The following is a 22,236-nucleotide window of genomic DNA, read 5'->3' as shown; positions in this document are numbered from 1 at the left end:
TGCCATGCAAGAACAATATCGTCCAGAAGACATAGAACAACAAGTCCAGCTTCATTGGCAAGAGAAGCAAACGTTCAAAGTGACAGAAGACAGCCGCAAAGAAAAATACTATTGCCTGTCCATGCTACCTTATCCTTCTGGCCGACTACATATGGGCCATGTCCGTAACTACACCATTGGTGATGTGATTTCCCGTTACCAGCGCATGCTGGGCAAAAACGTACTGCAACCCATCGGGTGGGATGCATTTGGCCTGCCAGCAGAAGGTGCTGCGGTCAAGAATAATACCTCCCCTGCCCCGTGGACTTATTCCAACATTGAGTACATGAAAAACCAGTTAAAAAAACTGGGTTTTGGCTATGATTGGGATCGTGAAGTCACCACCTGTACGCCAGAGTATTACCGCTGGGAACAGTGGTTTTTCACTCAATTGTACGAAAAGGGTCTGGTATACAAAAAAACCTCCGCAGTTAACTGGTGCCCGCATGACCTAACTGTTCTCGCTAATGAACAGGTTATTGATGGCTGCTGCTGGCGTTGTGACACCCAGGTTGAGCGTAAAGAGATCCCACAATGGTTTATCAAGATCACCGATTATGCAGAAGAGCTGCTAAACGATCTGGATAAACTGGAAGATTGGCCAGAACAGGTCAAAACTATGCAGCGCAACTGGATTGGCCGTTCTGAAGGTGTCGAAATCACGTTCAATGTTGCTGACAGCCAAGAAAAACTCACCGTTTATACCACACGCCCGGATACATTCATGGGAGCAACCTATGTCGCTGTGGCGGCTGGTCATCCTCTGGCAAAACAGGCTGCGGAAAATAATCCTGAACTAGAGAAATTCATCGACGAATGCCGTAATACCAAAGTTGCCGAAGCTGATATGGCAACAATGGAGAAAAAAGGTATGCCAACAGGCATGTTTGTCATTCATCCATTGACCAACGAAAAACTCGCCATCTGGGTTGCCAATTTTGTCCTGATGGAATACGGCACAGGTGCGGTTATGGCTGTTCCAGGACACGATCAACGTGACTGGGAATTTGCCACTAAGTACAACCTGCCAATAAAAGCCGTTATTCTTGACAACGATGGTAATGTACCAAACGTTGAGGAAGCGGCTGTTACTGACAAAAATTCACTGGTCAATTCCGGCGAATTCAGTGGCCTGAACCATGAAGAAGGCTTCAATGCTATCGCAGACAAACTGGTTGCAATGGGTGTCGGACAACGTAAGGTCAATTACCGCCTGCGCGACTGGGGTGTTTCTCGTCAACGTTATTGGGGTGCTCCAATACCAATGGCAACACTCGAAGATGGCACGGTTGTTCCTGTTCCGGAAGATCAATTGCCGGTAATTTTGCCAGAAGATGTCGTGATGGATGGGATCACCAGCCCAATCAAAGCTGATCCTGAATGGGCAAAAACAACCATCAATGGTCAGCCAGCACGGCTTGAAACCGATACCTTTGATACCTTTATGGAATCCTCATGGTATTACGCACGCTATACCTGCCCAGATTATGATAAAGGTATGTTGGACCCGACTGCAGCCAACTATTGGTTGCCAGTGGATCAATACATCGGTGGTATTGAACACGCTATCATGCACCTGATGTACTTCCGCTTCTTCCACAAATTGATGCGCGATTCTGGTATGGTCAACTCTGATGAACCTGCCAAGCGCCTGCTATGCCAAGGCATGGTTCTGGCTGATGCCTTCTACTACACTGGCAACAGCGGCGAGAAAATCTGGGTATCTCCGGCTGATGCCATTGTTGAGCGCGACGAGAAAGGCCGTATTGTAAAAGCAACGGATAAAGACGGTCATGAACTGGTTTATACCGGCATGAGCAAAATGTCGAAATCCAAAAACAACGGTATCGATCCACAAGTTATGGTCGATAAATACGGTGCCGATACTGTTCGTCTGTTCATGATGTTCGCTGCACCACCAGAACTGACTCTGGAATGGCAAGAATCTGGCGTTGAAGGGGCTAACCGCTTCCTGAAACGTGTGTGGCGTCTGGTTCATGAACACAGCAATAAAGGAGCCACCCAGCCACTGGATGTCAGCAACCTGACTACAGAACAAAAAGATCTGCGCCGTGATTTACACAAAACCATAGCGAAAGTCACTGACGATATTGGTCGCCGTCAAGCGTTCAACACCGCCATTGCGGCCATTATGGAGCTAATGAATAAACTGACTCGCGCGCCACAGGAAACAGAGCAAGATCGTGCTCTGATGCAAGAAGCAGTAACTGCGATTGTACGTATGCTTTCACCTATTACACCACACGCTTGCTTCGTCATGTGGAAAGCGCTTGGTAATGAAGGTGACATTGACACTGCCGCATGGCCACAAGCTGATGAGCAGGCAATGGTAGACGATACTAAACTGGTAATTATCCAAATTAACGGTAAGGTTCGTGGTCGCATTACGGTACCGGCAGATGCAACAAAAGAGTATGTCCAAGAGATGGCAATGCAAGAATACGGTGTGAAGAAATATCTTGAAGGCGTCAGTATCCGCAAAGTCATCTATGTTCCAGGTAAGTTACTGAATCTGGTTGTAGGCTGATAACAGGAGACCCTATTTGTGGTAGAAAATAATCTACGACGTCATATTTACACCTTGTTGTTCGGGTTAGCGGTGCTAGTCACCGCTGGCTGCGGTTTCCATATTCAGGGCACAACACAGGTACCAAAAGAACTGCAAACATTGCAATTAAGTTCTGGTGACCCTTATGGGCCTCTGGCACGGGCAGTACGCCAGCAACTTCGGCTGAACGATGTCAAAATTATTGAAAATGGTGATGCTTCAGTACCTATCCTGAAACTGGTTGGCTCTAATGAAAACAAAGAGACAGTTTCTATCTTTCAGGATGGTAAAGCGGCTGAACGCCTGTTGGTATTGAATGTTGATGCACAAGTTCTGATGCCGGATGGTAGCATCTATCCATTGCAGGCGAAGGTTGATCGTTCATTTTTCGATAACCCTTTGGAAGCACTGGCAAAGGATGCAGAAGATGAACTGGTTAAGCAGGAAATGCGCGAACAGGCTGCCCGCCAGCTTATGCGCCAATTGCTGACCGTCCATAGTGCAGAACTCCTCAAAGCCGAGGCAACCCAAAAAGCTGCGGCTACACAGAAATAATGATCCGACTGTATCCTGAACAACTGCTTTCGCAGCTCAATGAAGAGCTGCGAGGCAGCTACCTGTTGTGGGGCAATGAGCCATTATTATTACAGGAAAGTCAAGACAGCATCCGCAAGGTGGCTGAACAACATGGCTTTATGGAGCATTTCACCTTTACATTGGATAACCATACCGATTGGGATGAAATCTTCAGTCTGTGTCAGTCACTTAGCTTGTTTGCCAGTCGCCAGTCTCTCAACCTGCTGCTGCCAGAAAATGGCCCAAATGCCGCAATAGCAGAGCGGCTGACCAAACTGTCAGGGTTGCTACATTCAGATATTTTGCTGATATTGCGTGGACACAAGCTTACCAAAGCACAAGAAAATAGCCCGTGGTTCAAAGCGATTGGGCAAAATGGGGTATATGTCAGTTGCTTGACACCTGAGCAAAATCGTCTGCCACAATGGGTGGCACAACGTGCCAAAAACATGGGGCTATTACTGGAAAATGAAGCCAATCAATTACTCTGCTATTGCTATGAAGGAAATCTATTGGCAATGGCCCAGGCCCTGGAACGCCTTTCCCTGCTCTATCCTGATAATAGATTGACACTTCCTCGCGTAGAAGAAGCTGTCAACGATGCGGCTCACTTTTCTCCCTATCATTGGGTTGATGCTTTGTTGGCAGGAAAAATAAAGCGGGCATGGCATATATTGAAACAACTTCGGCAAGAAGATACCGAGACGATTATTTTACTCCGTACCATACAGCGGGAGCTAATGCTGTTGCTGGTACTTAAGCGTCAATATACGACCGTCCCTTTGAAAACTTTGTTTGATCAACACAAGATTTGGCAAAATCGCAGAACATTGCTGTCAACCGCACTACAGCGCCTGTCACAGCGAGAACTGCAATCTGCCATACATTTGTTGACCCAGATGGAACTGCGCGTCAAACAGGATTATAGCCAATCCATTTGGGCTGACCTGGAAACGCTTTCCATGTTGTTATGCGGAAAACCATTACCAGAGAGCTTCCTGAATGCTTGAATCTATCGATCCAATCAATATCGATCAAGATATTGATTCAACAAATATTGCCCCAATCAATGCCATTGATTCTACAACCAATGGGAATACTCCGGTTATTCAGGCTTTATTCGGTGGTACATTCGATCCTATTCATTATGGTCATTTGCGTCCTGTGGAAGCATTGGCTCAATTAGTAGGACTCAAGCAAGTAATCTTATTACCGAATCATGTCCCCCCGCACCGTCCTCAACCGGAGGCAACCACCCAGCAACGACTGGAAATGGTTCGTCTGGCGGTGCGGGATAACCCTCTGTTTACCGTGGATACCCGTGAGCTAGAGCGACAAGCTCCCTCTTACACAGTAGAAACACTGAAATCCTTTCGCCAGGAAATCGGCGAGCAACATCCATTGGCATTCATCATTGGTCAGGATTCATTACAAACCATTCATACCTGGTATAAATGGGAAGAATTGCTCGACATTTGTCATCTGTTAGTCTGCTCCCGTCCGGGTTATCAAAGTCAACTTTCGGCTCCAGGAATGCAATCATGGTTTGAAAAGTACCAAATTGATTCTCCACTCTCTCTGAGCCAAAAACCACACGGTTATATTTACCTGGCAGCCACTCCGTTGTTAAACATTTCAGCAACAGATATTCGCCAGCGTCACCTACAAGGGATAAGCTGTGATGACTTGCTTCCCCCATCGATACAAAATTATATCGATTCACAGGGGCTATATAAGAAATAACGAAACTATGCGGTGATTTGCAGCCAACTCGCTTACTTTTATAGAGATTGGCATGCTATTATTCTGCGTTACCCAACCAATTTTATGAAATAAAGGTGATCCTTTTGCAAGGCACAGAACTACAACAATTTGTTATTGATAAACTTGAAGATTCCAAAGCACAAGATATTGTTTCTATAGACGTTCGTGGAAAATCCAGCATTACTGACTGCATGGTTATCTGCACAGGAACATCAAATCGCCATCTGATGTCTGTGGCAGATAATCTGGTGGATGACTGTCGCCAAGCCGGCATTATGCCTTTAGGTGTTGAAGGGCAAGGCATTTCAGACTGGATAGTCGTCGATCTCGGCGAAATCATGGTCCATGTAATGCAAGAAGACAGCCGCCGTATGTACGAACTGGAAAAACTCTGGAGCTGAGTTTGAAGTTACAACTGGTTGCTGTAGGAACAAAAATGCCGGACTGGGTACAGACCGGCTTTATGGATTATTTGAATCGTTTTCCCAAGGATATGCCTTTTGAGCTTATTGAAATTCCAGCGGGAAAACGAGGCAAAAATGCTGACATCAAGCGCATTCTGGAAAAAGAAGGTGAACAGATGCTGGCTGCCGTTGGTAAAGGTAATCGTATTGTGACTCTGGATATTCCTGGCTCTCGTTGGGATACCCCACAATTGGCACAACAGCTTGAACGCTGGAAGCTGGATGGCAGAAATGTCAGCCTGTTAATTGGAGGCCCTGAAGGTTTGGCCCCTGCCTGCAAAGCAGCCGCGGAACAAAGCTGGTCACTTTCTCCTTTAACCATGCCGCATCCTCTTGTACGAGTTCTGGTTGCGGAGAGTCTTTATCGGGCGTGGAGCATCACTACTAACCACCCTTATCATCGGGAATAAATTGGGTAACCTGACACCGTGAATTCTGGCAATGGGATGAAGAATCAACGAACCCCTTTTCGCGATCATTCGGCTGAATCGGCCTTATTCATACGCCGCGCATTCGTGGCGTTTATGGGCATTATTATTTTAACAGGCATCCTATTTGCCAATCTTTATCATCTCCAGATTACACGCCACGAAGATTACCAGACCCGATCGAATGGAAATCGTATTAAGCTTGTTCCCATAGCCCCGAGCAGGGGCATCATTTATGACCGTAATGGCACACCGCTGGCAGCTAACCGAACTATTTATCAGTTAGAAATCGTGCCACAAAAAGTCACTGACCTTGATAAGACATTAAATGAACTGCGCTCCGTCGTTGGACTGACTGATGAAGATATTGAAACCTTCAAAAAAGAGCGTCAACGCGCACGCCGTTTTACCTCTATTCCTCTAAAAACATCATTAACCCCAGTTCAGGTTGCTCGGTTCTCCGTCAATCAATATCGCTTTACGGGATTAGAAATCAAGGGCTACCAACGTCGCTATTACCCTTACGGCTCCGCTCTCACCCATGTGATCGGCTATGTTGCCAAAATCAACGACAAGGATGTAGAACGACTAGAAAAAGAAGGTATTCTTGCAGACTACGCAGCTACCCACGATATCGGAAAACTGGGTATTGAACGTTATTACGAATCTATCCTGCATGGCAAACCGGGTTATGAAGAAGTCGAAGTCAACAACCGCGGTAAAGTGATCCGCCAGCTACATGAACAACCACCACAAGCTGGCAAAGATATTTACCTGTCAATCGACTTAGAGTTACAAACCTATATTGAAGAGATACTGACGACCAGCCGCGCAGGTGTTGTTGTTACCGATCCGCGTACAGGGGAGGTTTTAGCTATGGTATCCAATCCAAGCTATGATCCGAATCTGTTTGTCGATGGTATTTCGAGTCAGGACTATAAATCTCTGCTCAATGACCCCAATCGCCCCTTAATTAACCGTGCCACACAAGGTGCTTACCCACCAGCATCAACAGTGAAACCTTTTATTGCCGTTGCAGCCCTCAGTAGTGATGTCATCACCAAGAATACAACAATCAATGATCCTGGTTGGTGGCAACTGCCAGGCTCAGAAAAACGTTACCGTGATTGGAAACGCTGGGGACATGGCAAACTGAATGTGCATAAATCGATTGTTGAATCAGCGGATACTTTTTTCTATCAAGTCGCCTATGATATGGGTATCGATAAACTGTCTGAATGGATGACAAAATTCGGCTATGGTCAATTTACTGGTATCGATCTGAAAGAAGAAAATCCCGGCAATATGCCTACCCGTGAATGGAAACTCAAGCGCTATAAAAAACCGTGGTATCAAGGCGATACGATTTCCGTTGGTATCGGTCAAGGATACTGGACTGCAACGCCTATGCAGATGGTAAAAGCCTTAATGATCTTGATTAACGATGGAGTAGTGAAAACACCCCATTTCTTGATGAATACTCGTGTCAATGGCGAAATGCAACCTTACCAGTCGCCAACCAGCGAACCTATTGGGGATATTCATTCTGGGTATTGGGAAATTGCTAAAGATGGCATGTATGGTGTTGCCAATGCCCCAAATGGTACAGCGCGCAGAGCCTTTGCCGGTACGCCATATAAAGCGGCCGTTAAATCAGGTACTGCTCAGGTTTTCAGTTATGAAACCTACAATGCGAGTAAACTTGCTGAACATCTACGTGACCATAAACTGATGATTGCCTTTGCGCCCTATGACAACCCGACGGTTGCCGTTTCCATCATTCTTGAAAATGGTGGCTCTGGGCCGCCTGTTGGCACTATTGTTCGTCAAATTCTGGATCATATTTTACTCAGGGATAACAAAAACACCTCTCCTGCCAGCTCCTCTGCGGAGACAGGAGTAAATCAAGCGATCCAGAACAGAAACTAATTAATTGAGTAACACCATGACAGACTCATCAAACAAGGTTCCTTTCTGGACCCGATTACATATAGATATTCCATTACTGCTATGCGTTCTGGCATTACTGGTCTACAGCCTTTTCATTATGTGGAGCGCCAGTGGGCAAGACATTGATATGATGGAGCGAAAGATAGGGCAGGTCATCATGGGTCTTATAATGATGCTTGTCTTGGCTCAGGTTCCTCCACGTATGTACGAAAATTGGGCACCTTATCTCTATATTGTCTGTGTTGTTCTACTTATCTTCGTTGATGTTTTTGGACAGATTAGTAAAGGAGCGCAGCGCTGGTTGGATCTGGGCATTGTACGTTTCCAGCCGTCAGAAATTGCCAAAATCGCTGTACCTTTGATGGTGGCTCGCTTTATGAATCGAGATCTCTGTCCACCTTCGCTGAAAAATACGGGCATTGCGCTGGTTTTGATCTTTGTTCCTACTCTACTGGTAGCAGCACAACCCGATTTAGGCACATCTATTCTGATTGCCGCTTCTGGGATATTCATCCTATTTCTAGCAGGAATGAATTGGAAACTCATTGGCATTGCCGTTTTACTGCTTGCCTGTTTCATCCCAATTTTGTGGTTCTTCCTGATGCATGATTACCAACGCGCCCGCGTTATGATGCTATTAGATCCAGAAAGTGATCCATTGGGCAAAGGCTACCATATCATTCAGTCCAAAATTGCTATTGGCTCAGGGGGAATGTTTGGAAAAGGCTGGTTGCAAGGCACTCAATCGCAGTTGGAATTCCTGCCAGAGCGACATACCGACTTTATTTTCGCTGTTCTGTCGGAAGAGCTGGGGTTAATTGGCGTCCTGGTTTTGCTCGTACTCTACTTGCTGGTTATTATGCGTGGATTGTTTATTGCAACCAAGGCGCAGAATACTTTTGGCCGAGTCATGGTCGGAGGGTTGGTACTGATTTTCTTTGTCTATGTTTTTGTCAATATCGGCATGGTAAGCGGTATCCTGCCGGTAGTCGGTGTTCCTCTACCGTTGATTAGTTATGGGGGATCAGCATTAATTGTCCTAATGGCGGGGTTCGGCATTATCATGTCGATACACACGCATCGTAAATTATTGTCCAAAAGCTTATGAGGAAGAAGTTTCATGCGTCAACAGTGGCTTATACTTAGCATCGTAGCTGTATTGATATCAGGTTGTACCACAACAGGTAGCGATCGGACAACTTCTCTTCCCCCAGTTCCAACTCGTGATGTTTTGGGGGCGGAGCCTCAATATGAGCCTTACCATCCAAGTGCCAACCGTGATTATCAGCGGGATGGGCAAACCTATCACATAGTGCAAGATCCTGCTCACTTTACCCAGACAGGCTATGCCAGTTGGTTCGGTGAAGAAACCAATGGAAAACTGACAGCAATTGGTGAACGAGCAAGTCCCTATGCTTTAGCGGCAGCGCACCCGACACTGCCTATTCCAAGTTATGTTCGTATCACCAATTTAAGCAATGGACGCATGATGATTGTTAGAGTCAATGATCGAGGCCCTTACAATAAGCCGGGAAAAATCATTGAATTATCTCATGCAGCAGCAGAACGGCTCAATTTGATGCCACAAAGCAAAGTGAAATTGGATGGTATTCTCATTTCACCTGATGGCTCACTTTCCGGTTTGGGAACAGAAGGATCAACGATTGTTAAACAGAGCTTTGCTTTACCTGAAAGACCTAATCTTAGTTCTCAATCACCAACGCCTCCTGCTGTAACAAGCAGTTCTACTGACGAAAATACAGAGAAGCAACCACAACCAGCAGCTGAACAAACCACTACAACACCTGCACCTGAATCAACAAACGGTTACATGGTGCAAGTAGGTGCAATCAGTGCTGAACAAAAAGCCAAAGAATGGCAACAGTCATTGAGCCAGCGCTTTAACGTTCAAGGGCGCATTTTCCAATTTGGTAGCGTCTATCGCGTTCAGCTAGGACCATTCAATAACCGCCAGCAAGCTATGGAATTGCAAAAGAAATTGACAGATCAGATGCAGCAATCTTCGTTTATTGTTGCTCCCTGATTCATGCAACACAATCACGATAACGCGATAAATAGCATCACCGCCTGCTGATATTTTCCTGTCAGCAGGCAGATAAAATCTGCTGCACCCGGTTTTGTTTAATGTCAGCTTTTTTTTCATTTGTTATTATATCATTTATTATCAATCCTTCTCTCACGGATGTTATCTAATCAATCATGAAATACATAGTTACTTCCCGTTTTATTAAAAGAGCCACGTTAGGCATTGTTCTGGCTGCCAGCGTTTCCGCATCTGCCTACGCGGATGATAATTTCAAAACCATGATCCCCGGTGTACCAGAACTGGATTCAGAAGCCTATATTCTGATTGATTACAACTCAGGAAAGGTATTAGCCGAAAAGAATGCAGATATCCGCCGCGATCCCGCAAGTCTGACCAAAATGATGACCAGCTACGTCATTGGCCAGGCCATCAAATCAGGAAAAATCAAAACGGAAGATATCGTTACTGTAGGTAAAGATGCCTGGGCAACGGGTAATCCGGTATTTAAAGGCTCATCTTTGATGTTTTTAAAACCCGGTGACCAAGTTTCTGTCGCTATGCTTTCCCGCGGTATCAACTTGCAATCTGGCAATGATGCCTGTGTTGCTATGGCAGACTATGTGGCAGGCAGCCAAGATGCGTTCGTCAGTTTGATGAATCAGTATGTGCAAAGTTTGGGACTGAAAAATACCCATTTTCAAACCGTTCATGGCTTGGATGCCAATGGTCAATACAGCTCTGCCCATGATATGGCTTTGATTGGCCAGGCACTAATCCGCGATGTTCCGGATGAATACGCTATCTACAAAGAAAAAGACTTTACTTACAACAATATTCATCAGCCTAATCGTAATGGCTTGCTATGGGATCAGAGCCTGAATGTCGACGGCATTAAAACAGGCCATACCAGCGGCGCAGGATATAACCTTGTTGCTTCTGCTACCGAAGGCAATATGCGCCTGATTTCTGCGGTGATGGGCAGCCCAACCTCCAAAGGACGTGAAACCGACAGCAAAAAGTTACTGACCTGGGGCTTCCGTTTCTTCGAAACGGTTTCACCACTGCAAGTTGGTAAAGAATTTGCGTCAGAGCCAATTTGGTTTGGTGACACTGATAAAGTCCAACTGGGCGTTGACAAAAATGTTTACCTGACTATTCCCCGTGGCCGTTTGAAAGACCTGAAAGCCAGCTATGTATTGAACAATACCGAATTACATGCACCACTTGCTAAAAATCAAGTTGTTGGAACTATCAACTTCCAGCTTGATGGTAAAACCATTGAACAACGCCCATTGGTTGTGATGCAGGAAGTAAAAGAAGGTGGTTTCTTCAGCCGCCTGATCGACTATATTCGACTGATGTTTCATCACTGGTTCGGCTGATCTCTTGAAAGCCAGATATTGAGCCTATATTAAATTAGATATCGTTAAAAAAATTATCACGCCACGGCAAATCAACCATTATGCCGTGGCAAATATTTTAGGAGCGCCCATGAAAACGAAATTAAATGAACTACTTGAGTTCCCCTGCTCATTCACCTACAAGGTGATGGGTTTGGCTCAACCTGAGCTGGTGGATCATGTTATTGAAGTGGTTCAACGCCATGCCCCGGGCGATTACTCTCCAGTTGTGAAACCCAGCAGCAAGGGTAACTACCATTCCGTATCCATTACCATCAATGCGACACATATTGAGCAAGTTGAAACGCTGTATGAAGAGTTAGGTAAGCTGGAGTTGGTTCGCGTTGTGCTGTAATGGTGCAATCACAATTTACTGAAATATAATTCGCTGAAACACAATGCGCTGATTTATACGTCAGCGCATTGTCAATAAAAAAACATTTAGTCAGATTCAGGCATGGTTATCTCTTGGAGACTTAGCCCAATACGCCATAAAATTAATTAATGTTCGATCTAAATGACGCTCTTGGAGCAAATAACGGCGTAGATTCTTTACAGCAGATGATTCTGCTGCAACCCAAGCATAAAAACAGTTAGCCTGATTTTCATTTTCAGCCCTTTCCCATAATGTGCCGTCTGGTGAAACAGTTTCAGTCAGGGACTGCACTTCAGTAAGTGCTGACGCCGGCAAAATAACATGCTCACGTACTGCCTCCAGCAGGCGCTCACCATATCCATACCCAACTTTAACCTCACGAGGCAACCAAAATACATTGGCGAATTTAAATTGCTCTATATTAATGCAATCCCCTTGCTTGGGAACTTCAAAAAATGCCTGTACATCAGGAGGATTCTCATTTAATGATAATTCCTCAAGGATACCCAATGCCGCGGGTAAAGCCGTCTCATCAGCAATCAGCAACACCTGACGGACTTGTGCTGGCGGCTTCCACTCGCAACCATCTGCCCCATTTATTGAGCCAGCATTGGAATCAACTTTCGGGGCGACAATCTGTAAAGGAGCGCCTGGATTAGCCTGCTTCAACCAATTGGATACCGGCGTATTTTTACCATGTAAGACAAACTCTACATCCATCTCATTGTCTTCGATGCGTAGCGCCCTTAATGTGTATGTTCTCATTACAGGACGTTCTTCTTTAGGGATAAACATGTAGTTACTGTACCAGTCTTTTCCCTCTTTTATTTGCAGTGAAGGATTGCTTGCTTGAGGAAATAATAGCTTAATACGTTGATCGGGCGCATGCTGCCGCATTTTATGCACTTCAGAACCTTCGAAAACACAACGCAAAATAGAGGGTGATACCGTGATACGTTCTTTCAAGAACAAGTTAAAAATAGAGTAAGTTGAAGACATAATATTATATTAACAAACAGGTTTGTTATTCTCTTGATTGATAAAATATTATACAACCTAGATCAGATGGTAATTCAAATCAATATAATAATGATAATTGTTTCTATTAAAATCAATAAGGATGCCCCGAAACGACCGTCAATATTTTTAATATCAGCAGTCCAAAAAATGATAAATGGGAAAAATTGTCACTCAAAAACGCCAAAACGCTTTTGAACATAAAATCAGTATTGGGTAAATTTCCAACCGTCCCAATAACATAGCCGCACACATCATCCATTTCGCTATAGGGTCAAGATTGCCGAAGCCTTGCACCGTCGCGCCATATCCTATCCCCATGTTATTAATACAAGCAGCAACAGTGGCAAATGAAGTCATCAAATCATAACCGAGCAAGTTCAATGCCCAAATAAAGAAACAACTAAAAAAAACATAGAGGAAGAAGAACCCCCAGACAGAGCGCAGTACTCTTTCCTGAACCACAGATTTTCCGATTTTAATCGTCGAGATGGCATTTGGATGAATGAGCTGATTAATCTCACTCACACTCTGTTTTGCCAGGATCATAAAACGGAGGGCTTTAATGCCTCCACACGTTGAGCCTACGCAGCCACCAAAAAAACTCACTGCCAGCAACAGCAAGATCGTATGGGGAGGCCATTGAGCGTAATCAGAAGTCGCCAAACCATTATCCGTCATCATAGAACTGGTCATGAAAAAACCGTGAACAAAGGCTTCTGTCACACCATACATGCCTGAACGGTATAATTCTAACCAGATAATGACAACTATCGCCGCCAGTACCAGTAAGAAAAATTGCAGTTCAGCATTTTTTAGCAGCGGCTTTAAACTCCTGCGCGTCAGAGCAACAAAATAGAGCGTAAAGTTGACTGCTGACAGAACTGAAAAAATGCCTCCCACCATTTCAATGGCGGCGCTGTCGTAATAGCCAAGACTCTCATTGCGGGTAGAAAATCCGCCCAAAGAAACCGTTGAGATCCCATGACAGATAGCATCAAACCACGACATTCCTGCGGCCCAAAAACTGGCCGAACAAAGTCCGCCCAGCAATAAATATACTACCCACAAACTTTTAGCACTGTCCGCAAGCCGTGGAGTCAACCGTTCTTCTTTGAAAGGACCAGGCATTTCTGATTGATATAATTTGGCACCACCAATCCCCAGTAAAGGCAAGATGGCAACGGCCAGGACGATGACACCCAAGCCACCAATAAAATTAAGCTGAGCGCGATAATAGAGCACGGACTTTGGCAGGGCTGAGACATCATTCAATACCGTGGCTCCGGTGGTTGTAATGCCAGATATCCCTTCAAACATTGCATCCACCAGATTAATATTTAAACTTTTGTCGAGCACAAAAGGCAAGGCACTGAGCAATGAGAACAACAACCAAAAAAGCACAATGATAAGAAATCCATCTTGCGTACTGGGCTGCGCCTTGATTTTACGGGTAAAATACCAGCCTATTCCACCTGTAACTAAGCCAATGACAAATGTCTCAAAAAAAGCAAAAACACTTTTTTCTTTATAAAACAGAGCCACAAAAGTAGGCAGCAACATAGAGAGGCTGTAAAGGAGCACCAAAAAACTACAAAGATGCCCAACAATCAGAAATTGGTTTTTTTTGACCATCTGCTAGCTCAAACAGGAGATTAAAGGGAAAATCGTCAAAATATATAACCATGATAATATAAAATAAAAATATATTCGTCTAATTAACAATATTATTGTATTAAGGCATTCTCAAACTGGTGGGAATCATCTTACAGCGTTATACTGACGGGCACTTTTTGTTAATGAATGATGAAATTTCCATTGCAACATAACACCGTTATTTTACGCCAGTTAGGCATTCAGCCCTACGAACCGGTTTCTGATGCCATGCACCAGTTCACCGAGCAACGTACAGCGGAAACACCTGATGAAATCTGGCTTGTCCAACACGAAAAAGTATTTACGCAAGGTCAGGCTGGCAAAGCTGAGCATATACTTGCACCGGGTGATATCCCTGTTGTCCAGTCAGATAGAGGGGGACAGATCACTTATCATGGTCCCGGACAGCAGGTCATGTATGTTTTGATTGACTTGAAACGGTCAAAAATTGGGGTGCGTCAATTGGTCACTTCAATCGAAAATACCGTAATCGCAACGCTGGCACATTTTGGCGTGGAATCATGTGCTCGCCCAGATGCCCCCGGAGTTTATGTCGCAGGTAACAAAATATGTTCCCTTGGGTTGCGTATCCGAAAAGGATGCTCTTTCCACGGTTTGGCACTAAATATTGCAATGGACTTACAACCATTTTTACGCATAAACCCTTGTGGTTATGCAGGAATGCAAATGATCCAACTCAGTGATTTCGTCACCGGAGTGACCATTGAAGATGTACAACCCATTCTGGTGGAAAAATTCTGTCAGATCTTGGGATTCCAACTCATCGACGAAAGATGATATAATTTTTTAACATTTTTCAAAAAAATTTGAATGGATTTATTTGCCTCGATATTTTTCTCATAACCATCAGGCAATAAATCAAAATCTGAAGAATATAACTGGAAGCAGCACGATTATGAGTAAACCAATTCAGATGGAACGTGGTGTCAAATACCGCGACGCAGACAAGATGGCTTTGATCCCTGTGAAAACAATTGCCACAGAACGTGAAGCACTCTTGCGTAAACCTGAGTGGATGAAAATCAAACTTCCTGCGGATTCCAGCCGCATTCAGGGTATCAAAGCGGCAATGCGCAAAAATGGGTTGCATTCTGTCTGTGAAGAAGCCTCCTGCCCTAACCTTGCTGAGTGTTTTAACCACGGAACCGCCACTTTTATGATCCTTGGCGCCATCTGTACTCGTCGCTGTCCATTCTGTGACGTAGCTCATGGTCGTCCAAATGCACCTGATGCAAATGAACCTATCAAGCTTGCGCAGACTATCCAGGATATGGGGCTGCGTTATGTCGTTATTACATCTGTTGACCGTGACGATCTGCGCGATGGTGGTGCACAACATTTTGCTGACTGTATTACGGCTATTCGTGAAAAAAGCCCATCAATTAGGATTGAAACTTTAGTACCGGACTTTCGCGGCCGTATGGATCGTGCGCTGGAAATTCTGACTGCAACTCCCCCTGATGTGTTCAACCACAATTTGGAAAACGTGCCACGGGTTTATCGTCAGGTTCGTCCCGGTGCTAACTATGACTGGTCATTAAAATTGCTGGAAAAATTCAAAGAAGCACATCCAGATATCCCAACTAAATCAGGCTTAATGGTGGGATTAGGCGAAACCAACGAAGAAATTTTAGAAGTCATGCGTGATTTGCGTAGCCACGGTGTCACCATGCTGACATTAGGGCAATATTTACAACCAAGCCGCCATCACCTGCCAGTACAGCGTTATGTCAGCCCCGCTGAATTCGATGAAATGAAAGAAGCCGCGTTAGAAATGGGCTTTACCCATGCTGCCTGTGGTCCGTTTGTTCGCTCTTCGTACCATGCTGACTTGCAGGCCAAAGGCATAGAAGTCAAATAATCTGTTGCCACCATCATGATGAATATTATATTTGCTGTATTTATTGGTGGTGGCCTGGGTAGTGTATTACGCTGGCTCATTAGCCTCCGTTTGAACACTCCTTCTTCCTCGATTGCCGTTGGTACGCTGACGGCTAATTGTGTTGGCGCATTTATCATTGGATTGGGTTTGGCCTATTTTAACAAAGCTACACATCTCGATCCGGTTTGGAAGTTCATGCTAACGACAGGGTTTTGCGGTGGGCTAACGACCTTTTCCACCTTTTCTGCTGAAGTGATTTATCTATTGCAAGCAGGAAAAATAGGTTGGGCACTGTTTAGCATTTTGGTGAATGTGATCGGTTCATTGTTGATGACAGTATTAGCTTTTGCAGTGATGAACAAACTGTAAGGATCTTATAACTATCTAAAAAATGATAAGATAAAAAAAACCCGTTAGCAAAACGGGTTTTCAGAATACGGGATTCGAAATTAGATTGCGACAACGTTTGCAGCAGATGGACCTTTCGCACCCTCAGTAATTTCAAACTCTACTTTTTGGCCTTCAGCCAGAGTTTTGAATCCGCTAGACTGAATGGCGGAAAAGTGTACAAAAACATCTTTACTACCATCTTCTGGAGTGATAAAACCAAATCCTTTGGATTCATTAAACCACTTAACGTTACCTTTAATTTTTGACATTAAAACTTACCTTTAATAAAAAAGACACGAACTCTGTGTCACGTACAGTACAGCAAATAATATAGTCCACTGTCTGCAACATAGATCACGAAACATATAACCGAATGTAAAAAAACACACTTTTTGTTTAATTACATTGATTGATTTTATACGCCAATGGTGATTTCACAAATAAATTAGCGTTTTATTTTAATTCTGTTTACTTTTTACCTTTCTATTCTTTTCATGATCGAGTAGCCACCTTTTGATATCCAGCCCACCGGTATAGCCAACCAATTTACCATCATGTCCAATCACCCGATGACAAGGCACAATTAATGAAATAGGGTTGCGTGAATTCGCCATACCAACCGCACGACAATAATTTACCGATCCCAACGTTAGTGCCAATTGTTTATAACTCCACATTTCGCCATAAGGAATTTTACAAAGTTGCTGCCAAACACGCTTTTGGAATTCAGTTCCCTGCATACTTAAAGGAACGGTAAACGTTAGTCGTTTCCCTTTAAAATATTCTTGCAGCTCTTTCGCGCACTGTTTGGTTATCACACTCTTTGATTCTAATTCTTTCTTTTCGTTGACGAAATAGATACTGGTTACTCCTTCATCGTCCGCAGTGATATGTACATAAGGCTTGGGAAATCCTTCTGGAGTATTCAGGTAATGATGATACATAAACTACCTCCATTTAATTTATTATTGAAAATTTCTGTACTAGCCTAAATCTCTCATTCATCAATTTGCAATGATGAATTCGGTTACACATCTGACAATTTGATAAAGAAACCATTGCGCCCTCTGACAATTAAAATTATGGCTCTGCCAATAAGTTATAATACTTTATTTTTAATGTTACCTCTTTGAAAAAGATTAAAACACCACATATAGACAAAAAAAATCAATTAACAGCCATATATAGTATAAATTTCACAATTAAATTATCTCAATATAATACACATATGTTAGTTTTTATTATTATTAAATAATATAGCACCCAGAAATTTTACTAGAAGTGTTATCATTTATGGCAAACACAGTGGTATATCATCGGTCGGTTCCAAGTTAGAAAACGACAATCGGGGGCTAATTGCCCTAAAAGGGATACACTACACTGCTGCCAATCAACTCAATGGTGCGAAAAAGCCCGTTATACCCAAGCATTAACAGCGTTCACTCACAAACTGTGTGAAGATCATCGCCCAGGCACTCAAGCCTCTGACTCTTTTTTTCAACAATAACCATTTTCTATTCTTAAAATGGGGAAATGACGAATCAGGCACAATGGATTTCAATTCGTTATTTCACCAATTATTAGATATTAAATTACAGATCTATTAACACACTGTTTAATATAAAAACTCATTGAAAATTTATCTGTAAAATCTCAAAACATAGAAAATACATAAAATAAATATCGAACACTGAATTTCAATTCCATACCATGTGATTAATCAATTATAAAAAACAATAATTATAAATGACATATGCTATTGTTATGTCGTTATTTATATACCAAAAAACTCCATTTAAAGCCTGCAAAATAGAATAACATCTATTAATCCCACAAATATATTCTGATAGTAATTTAACCTTATCATTCTAATGAATTTTTCCATGGTTAGCATATGTGTCACCATACAACTCAAAAATAAGCATAAAAAACCAAAAAATCATAAAAACCAATGGAATGCACCAGAAATAAAAACCAAATTAAATTCATTCATGATAATGACTTTTTTTGTTTTCTGAAAAAAATCATTTGTGCAGTTGAATTTCATTAAATTAATACCCAAAAAATTACTTTACCACTCCAATATTATGTCATGTGAAAACATAACTTTTTATTAATAATGTTAAATAAAGGGTTGTCAGTGCATTTTAATATGTTAGGGTATATGTTGGTAAAATATCAGCGGAGTAATTGAACGCAATATATCATCAACAACAGGAAAATATTATTCCATGACTGTTAAACTTGAAGTTAAGAATCTCTATAAAATATTTGGCAATAATCCTGGGCCAGCATTTAAGTTATTAGCGTCTGGTCTCAGCAAAGAACAAATATTTGAAAAAACAGGTCTCACCGTCGGTGTTCAAGATGTCAATCTGGCCATTGAAGAAGGCGAAATATTTGTGATCATGGGATTATCTGGTTCAGGTAAATCCACACTAGTACGTCTTCTCAATCGTCTGATAGAGCCTACCAAAGGCCATGTACTTATCGACGGCAAAGATATTTCCACTATCACAGAAACTCAGCTACGAGACGTTCGCCGCAGCAAGATCAGCATGGTCTTCCAGTCATTTGCACTTATGCCACATTTGAATATTCTGGAAAATACGGCGTTTGGTATGGAGCTTGCGGGTGTCCCCAAAGAAGAGCGTCATCAAAAAGCACTTGAAACGCTGCAACAAGTCAATCTCGAAAACTACGCTCTATCCTATCCCGATGAACTTTCCGGTGGTATGCAGCAACGTATTGGGTTAGCCAGAGCTTTGGCTAACAATCCCGATATTCTGTTAATGGATGAAGCCTTTTCAGCCCTCGATCCTCTCATCCGAGCCGAAATGCAAGATGAATTACTGCGCCTGCAAGGGGAACATCAACGTACCGTGGTTTTTATTTCCCATGACTTGGATGAAGCAATGCGTATCGGTGATCGCATTGCCATCATGCAGGACGGTATTGTCGTTCAGGTCGGCACACCTGATGAGATTATGAATAGCCCCGCTAATGATTATGTCAAAACATTCTTCCGTGGTGTGGATGTTGGACATGTCTTCTCAGCCAAAGACATTGCCCGCCGCCGACCAGAAACGTTGCTTCATGCCGCAGCAGGTTTTGGTCCCCGCTCTGCATTGAAAGTGCTGGATAATGAAGACAGAAACTATGGCTATTTAATCGAAAAAAACCAGAAGTTTATTGGTGTGGTATCTGCCAATTCCCTGCAACAAGCATTGGCAGAAAAAAAATCCATTGCACATGCTATATTGGAAAAACCAACCGCCGTTTCGGCAGATATTCCGCTGAATGAATTGATATCCACTGTCGCGCAATCTCCCTGCGCCGTTCCTGTCATAGATGACAATAACCGTTATTTAGGTGTCATTTCCAAAGGAATACTGCTACAGGCCTTAGATAAGGAGGCACCCAATGGACAATAACTCTCCACAAACAGTCACTGATCCCACCAATAACAGTGATCCCTGGATGGACAGTGGCACCGCTGCTCCTGCATCAAACCACGATTGGCTGAATACTTCTGCAACCAATATTCCACCAGAACACTTTAATTTCATGTCACCTTTTCAGCATAAGCTAATTCCGTTTGACTCATGGGTAACCAATATCATTAATTGGGTTGTCATACACTTCCGGCCTGTTTTTCAAGTCATCCGCGTCCCAGTAGATTTTGTCCTCACTGGTTTTGAGCAGTTCCTGACGACATTGCCCCCTCCCATCACCATTTTGTTTTTTGCGTTACTCGCCTGGCAAATTGCTGGTGCAGGAATAGGTGTAATCGCTTTAATTTCACTGATTATGATCGGTGTAATTGGCGCATGGTCAGAAGCGATGATAACCATGGCTCTGGTGCTAACTGCCCTACTGTTCTGCCTTATCATTGGGCTTCCTCTTGGGATCGGATTAGCTCGCAATGAACGGCTGGCCAAAATTGTTCGCCCCTTGCTGGATGCTATGCAAACCACTCCTGCTTTCGTTTATCTCGTTCCCATCGTAATGCTGTTTGGCATAGGGAATGTACCCGGTGTCATCGTCACCATCATTTTTGCTTTACCTCCCATTATTCGTCTGACAATTTTGGGAATAAAACAGGTTCCATCAGATTTAATTGAAGCCGCCAGATCATTTGGGGCAAGCCCACGGCAAATGTTGTTCAAAGTTCAATTGCCGTTGGCGATGCCTACAATTATGGCAGGGGTGAATCAAACATTGATGTTAGCGCTTTCTATGGTCGTCATCGCTTCCATGATTGCGGTTGGCGGCTTGGGGCTGATGGTATTGCGCGGTATTGGCCGTCTTGATATAGGATTAGCTGCCGTTGGCGGGACAGGCATTGTCATTCTTGCCATTATCCTTGATCGCCTGACTCAATCCTTGGGCAAAAATCATCGAACCAGAGGAGGACACTGGTATCACTCTGGGCCAATAGGATTACTGCGACTACTTTTTCTCTCAATTCGTTCAATAAGAAAAAAAACCGTCCATCAAAATCATGCCAGTCAAAATAATACGTCCAAAACGATATCCAACCTGGCAACAAAAGGAGGAAACAACCATGCGCATAATCACCTTATGCAAAGAGATCATGAATAAGGGGATAATTTTTGCAACGCTTCTCATGGTATTCATAAGCCTCTCATTATCCTCAATAGCATCTGCCACTGACCTTCCCGGCAAAGGTATCAGTGTACAACCGCTACAAAGTACAATCACTGAGGAAACATTTCAGACTTTGATTGTCTGCAAAGCATTAGAAAAACTCGGCTATGACGTCAAACCGATCAAAGAAGTTGATTATAACATTACTTACACTTCCATTGCTTCTGGTGATGCCACCTTTATGGCCGTCAATTGGGTACCACTCCATGATGCCCCATACAAAGCTGCCGGAGGAGATAACATCTTCTATCGCAAGGGAAATTATGTCGTAAATGCGGCTCAAGGGTATCTTATTGATAAAAAAACCGCAGAAAAATATCACATCACCAATATTGCTCAATTAAAAGATCCTAAACTTGCCAAGCTGTTTGATAGTAATGGAGATGGAAAAGCAGATTTGACAGGCTGTAACCCTGGGTGGGGGTGTGAAAGTGCGATCAATCATCATTTAGCTGCTTATGGATTGAAAAATACCGTGGAACAAAACCAAGGCAATTATGCGGCTATGATGGCTGACACTATTGCCCGTTATCGGGCAGGTAAGCCTATCCTCTATTACACTTGGACACCTTATTGGGTAAGTGATGTACTGAAACCCGGAAAAGATGTCGTTTGGCTTCAAGTACCCTTCTCTGCCATCAGTGAGGGAGATACCGTCAATACCCAGTTGCCTAACGGACGTAACTATGGCTTCCCTCCCAACTCCATGCGTATCGTGGCAAACAAAGCGTGGGCAGAAAAGAACCCCACTGCGGCGAAACTTTTTGCTGTTATGACCTTACCTATTGCTGATATCAGTGCTCAAAATCAGCTCATGCATAACGCTAAAATTTCAGAAGCTGATATTGAACGCCAGGCTGAAGACTGGATCAAAACACACCAGAAAATAGTAGATGGTTGGTTAAAAGCAGCCAGAAAAACCGTTCACAAAGCATAAATTAACCTTTCCTTCATTTTGCACCTGGGTAGCCGTGAATATGTTAACA

At 43.4% G+C, this 22,236-nt stretch carries 21 protein-coding genes; 17 read left to right on the top strand and 4 right to left on the bottom strand.

From position 1 onward, the window contains the following. The first annotated feature begins 4 nt into the window (after window positions 1-4). The 11 genes from leuS to ybeD all read left to right on the top strand — a co-directional run bounded on the left by leuS (window position 5) and on the right by ybeD (window position 11,592). On the top strand, window positions 5-2,587 hold the full coding sequence (leuS, locus tag BDE27_RS10485; protein WP_099131099.1) for a leucine--tRNA ligase: 2,583 nt from the start codon (window positions 5-7) through the stop codon (window positions 2,585-2,587). 18 nt (window positions 2,588-2,605) lie between these two features. Continuing rightward, the gene (gene lptE, locus BDE27_RS10480) at window positions 2,606-3,163 is read left to right on the top strand and encodes an LPS assembly lipoprotein LptE (protein WP_099131098.1); all 558 of its coding nucleotides are present in this window, start codon (window positions 2,606-2,608) and stop codon (window positions 3,161-3,163) included. Next, complete coding sequence (gene holA, locus BDE27_RS10475; RefSeq protein WP_099131097.1) at window positions 3,163-4,194, top strand: DNA polymerase III subunit delta; 1,032 nt, start codon at window positions 3,163-3,165, stop codon at window positions 4,192-4,194. Before lptE ends, holA begins: the two co-directional genes overlap by 1 nt. After that, complete coding sequence (nadD, locus tag BDE27_RS10470; protein WP_099131096.1) at window positions 4,187-4,927, top strand: nicotinate-nucleotide adenylyltransferase; 741 nt, start codon at window positions 4,187-4,189, stop codon at window positions 4,925-4,927. The genes holA and nadD overlap by 8 nt, the downstream gene beginning before the upstream one ends. A 95-nt stretch (window positions 4,928-5,022) precedes the next feature. Further along, on the top strand, window positions 5,023-5,349 hold the full coding sequence (gene rsfS / locus BDE27_RS10465; protein WP_074018466.1) for a ribosome silencing factor: 327 nt from the start codon (window positions 5,023-5,025) through the stop codon (window positions 5,347-5,349). Window positions 5,350-5,351: 2 nt separating this feature from the next. Beyond that, window positions 5,352-5,822, top strand: coding sequence for a 23S rRNA (pseudouridine(1915)-N(3))-methyltransferase RlmH (rlmH, locus tag BDE27_RS10460; RefSeq protein ID WP_047769160.1), 471 nt, complete (start codon window positions 5,352-5,354; stop codon window positions 5,820-5,822). 36 nt (window positions 5,823-5,858) lie between these two features. Further along, entirely contained in the window at window positions 5,859-7,769 is a 1,911-nt protein-coding gene (mrdA, locus tag BDE27_RS10455) for a peptidoglycan DD-transpeptidase MrdA (RefSeq protein WP_099131095.1), read from the top strand. 16 nt (window positions 7,770-7,785) lie between these two features. Next, window positions 7,786-8,898 (top strand): peptidoglycan glycosyltransferase MrdB, encoded by a 1,113-nt coding sequence (gene mrdB, locus BDE27_RS10450; RefSeq protein WP_099131094.1) that lies wholly within the window; start codon window positions 7,786-7,788, stop codon window positions 8,896-8,898. Window positions 8,899-8,910: 12 nt separating this feature from the next. Further along, complete coding sequence (rlpA, locus tag BDE27_RS10445; protein WP_099131093.1) at window positions 8,911-9,834, top strand: endolytic peptidoglycan transglycosylase RlpA; 924 nt, start codon at window positions 8,911-8,913, stop codon at window positions 9,832-9,834. A 176-nt stretch (window positions 9,835-10,010) separates the two neighbouring features. Continuing rightward, the gene (gene dacA / locus BDE27_RS10440) at window positions 10,011-11,219 is read left to right on the top strand and encodes a D-alanyl-D-alanine carboxypeptidase DacA (protein ID WP_099131092.1); all 1,209 of its coding nucleotides are present in this window, start codon (window positions 10,011-10,013) and stop codon (window positions 11,217-11,219) included. A 109-nt stretch (window positions 11,220-11,328) separates the two neighbouring features. Next, window positions 11,329-11,592 (top strand): DUF493 family protein YbeD, encoded by a 264-nt coding sequence (gene ybeD, locus BDE27_RS10435; RefSeq protein ID WP_099131091.1) that lies wholly within the window; start codon window positions 11,329-11,331, stop codon window positions 11,590-11,592. Window positions 11,593-11,688: 96 nt separating this feature from the next. Here ybeD and BDE27_RS10430 read toward each other — a convergent pair whose 3' ends face one another. Together BDE27_RS10430 and BDE27_RS10425 are read right to left on the bottom strand one after the other, a co-directional pair. Then, window positions 11,689-12,612, bottom strand: coding sequence for a siderophore-interacting protein (locus BDE27_RS10430; protein WP_099131090.1), 924 nt, complete (start codon window positions 12,610-12,612; stop codon window positions 11,689-11,691). A gap of 192 nt (window positions 12,613-12,804) precedes the next feature. Next, on the bottom strand, window positions 12,805-14,265 hold the full coding sequence (locus BDE27_RS10425) for a TrkH family potassium uptake protein (protein WP_099131089.1): 1,461 nt from the start codon (window positions 14,263-14,265) through the stop codon (window positions 12,805-12,807). Between the two features lie 171 nt (window positions 14,266-14,436). Between BDE27_RS10425 and lipB the strand changes: the two genes are divergently transcribed. The 3 genes from lipB to crcB all read left to right on the top strand — a co-directional run bounded on the left by lipB (window position 14,437) and on the right by crcB (window position 16,558). Then, entirely contained in the window at window positions 14,437-15,084 is a 648-nt protein-coding gene (lipB, locus tag BDE27_RS10420; RefSeq protein ID WP_187651141.1) for a lipoyl(octanoyl) transferase LipB, read from the top strand. A gap of 118 nt (window positions 15,085-15,202) precedes the next feature. Beyond that, window positions 15,203-16,168: a lipoyl synthase gene (gene lipA, locus BDE27_RS10415; protein WP_099131088.1), complete on the top strand. Its 966-nt coding sequence runs from the start codon at window positions 15,203-15,205 to the stop codon at window positions 16,166-16,168. Between the two features lie 15 nt (window positions 16,169-16,183). Beyond that, the gene (gene crcB / locus BDE27_RS10410) at window positions 16,184-16,558 is read left to right on the top strand and encodes a fluoride efflux transporter CrcB (RefSeq protein WP_099131087.1); all 375 of its coding nucleotides are present in this window, start codon (window positions 16,184-16,186) and stop codon (window positions 16,556-16,558) included. A gap of 80 nt (window positions 16,559-16,638) precedes the next feature. Here crcB and cspE read toward each other — a convergent pair whose 3' ends face one another. Then, complete coding sequence (gene cspE, locus BDE27_RS10405) at window positions 16,639-16,848, bottom strand: transcription antiterminator/RNA stability regulator CspE (protein ID WP_047769142.1); 210 nt, start codon at window positions 16,846-16,848, stop codon at window positions 16,639-16,641. 189 nt (window positions 16,849-17,037) lie between these two features. Continuing rightward, on the bottom strand, window positions 17,038-17,523 hold the full coding sequence (locus BDE27_RS10400) for a methylated-DNA--[protein]-cysteine S-methyltransferase (RefSeq protein ID WP_099131086.1): 486 nt from the start codon (window positions 17,521-17,523) through the stop codon (window positions 17,038-17,040). A gap of 1,287 nt (window positions 17,524-18,810) precedes the next feature. Between BDE27_RS10400 and proV the strand changes: the two genes are divergently transcribed. Genes proV through proX form a run of 3 tightly spaced genes read left to right on the top strand, consistent with a single transcriptional unit; the run spans window position 18,811 to window position 22,187 of the window. Continuing rightward, window positions 18,811-20,013 carry a glycine betaine/L-proline ABC transporter ATP-binding protein ProV gene (gene proV / locus BDE27_RS10395; RefSeq protein WP_099131085.1) on the top strand — a complete coding sequence of 401 codons (1,203 nt, stop codon included), beginning with the start codon at window positions 18,811-18,813 and terminating at the stop codon, window positions 20,011-20,013. Beyond that, window positions 20,003-21,184 (top strand): glycine betaine/L-proline ABC transporter permease ProW, encoded by a 1,182-nt coding sequence (gene proW / locus BDE27_RS10390; RefSeq protein WP_099131084.1) that lies wholly within the window; start codon window positions 20,003-20,005, stop codon window positions 21,182-21,184. The genes proV and proW overlap by 11 nt, the downstream gene beginning before the upstream one ends. Window positions 21,185-21,209: 25 nt before the next feature. Beyond that, entirely contained in the window at window positions 21,210-22,187 is a 978-nt protein-coding gene (gene proX, locus BDE27_RS10385) for a glycine betaine/L-proline ABC transporter substrate-binding protein ProX (protein WP_420882886.1), read from the top strand. Window positions 22,188-22,236: the final 49 nt, after the last annotated feature.

This window comes from Xenorhabdus ehlersii (assembly GCF_003610465.1).
In the GTDB taxonomy this organism is placed as follows: Bacteria; Pseudomonadota; Gammaproteobacteria; order Enterobacterales; family Enterobacteriaceae; genus Xenorhabdus; species Xenorhabdus ehlersii.
Note: the sequence above shows the minus strand (reverse complement) of the source record. Positions and strands in the feature narration are given on the sequence as shown.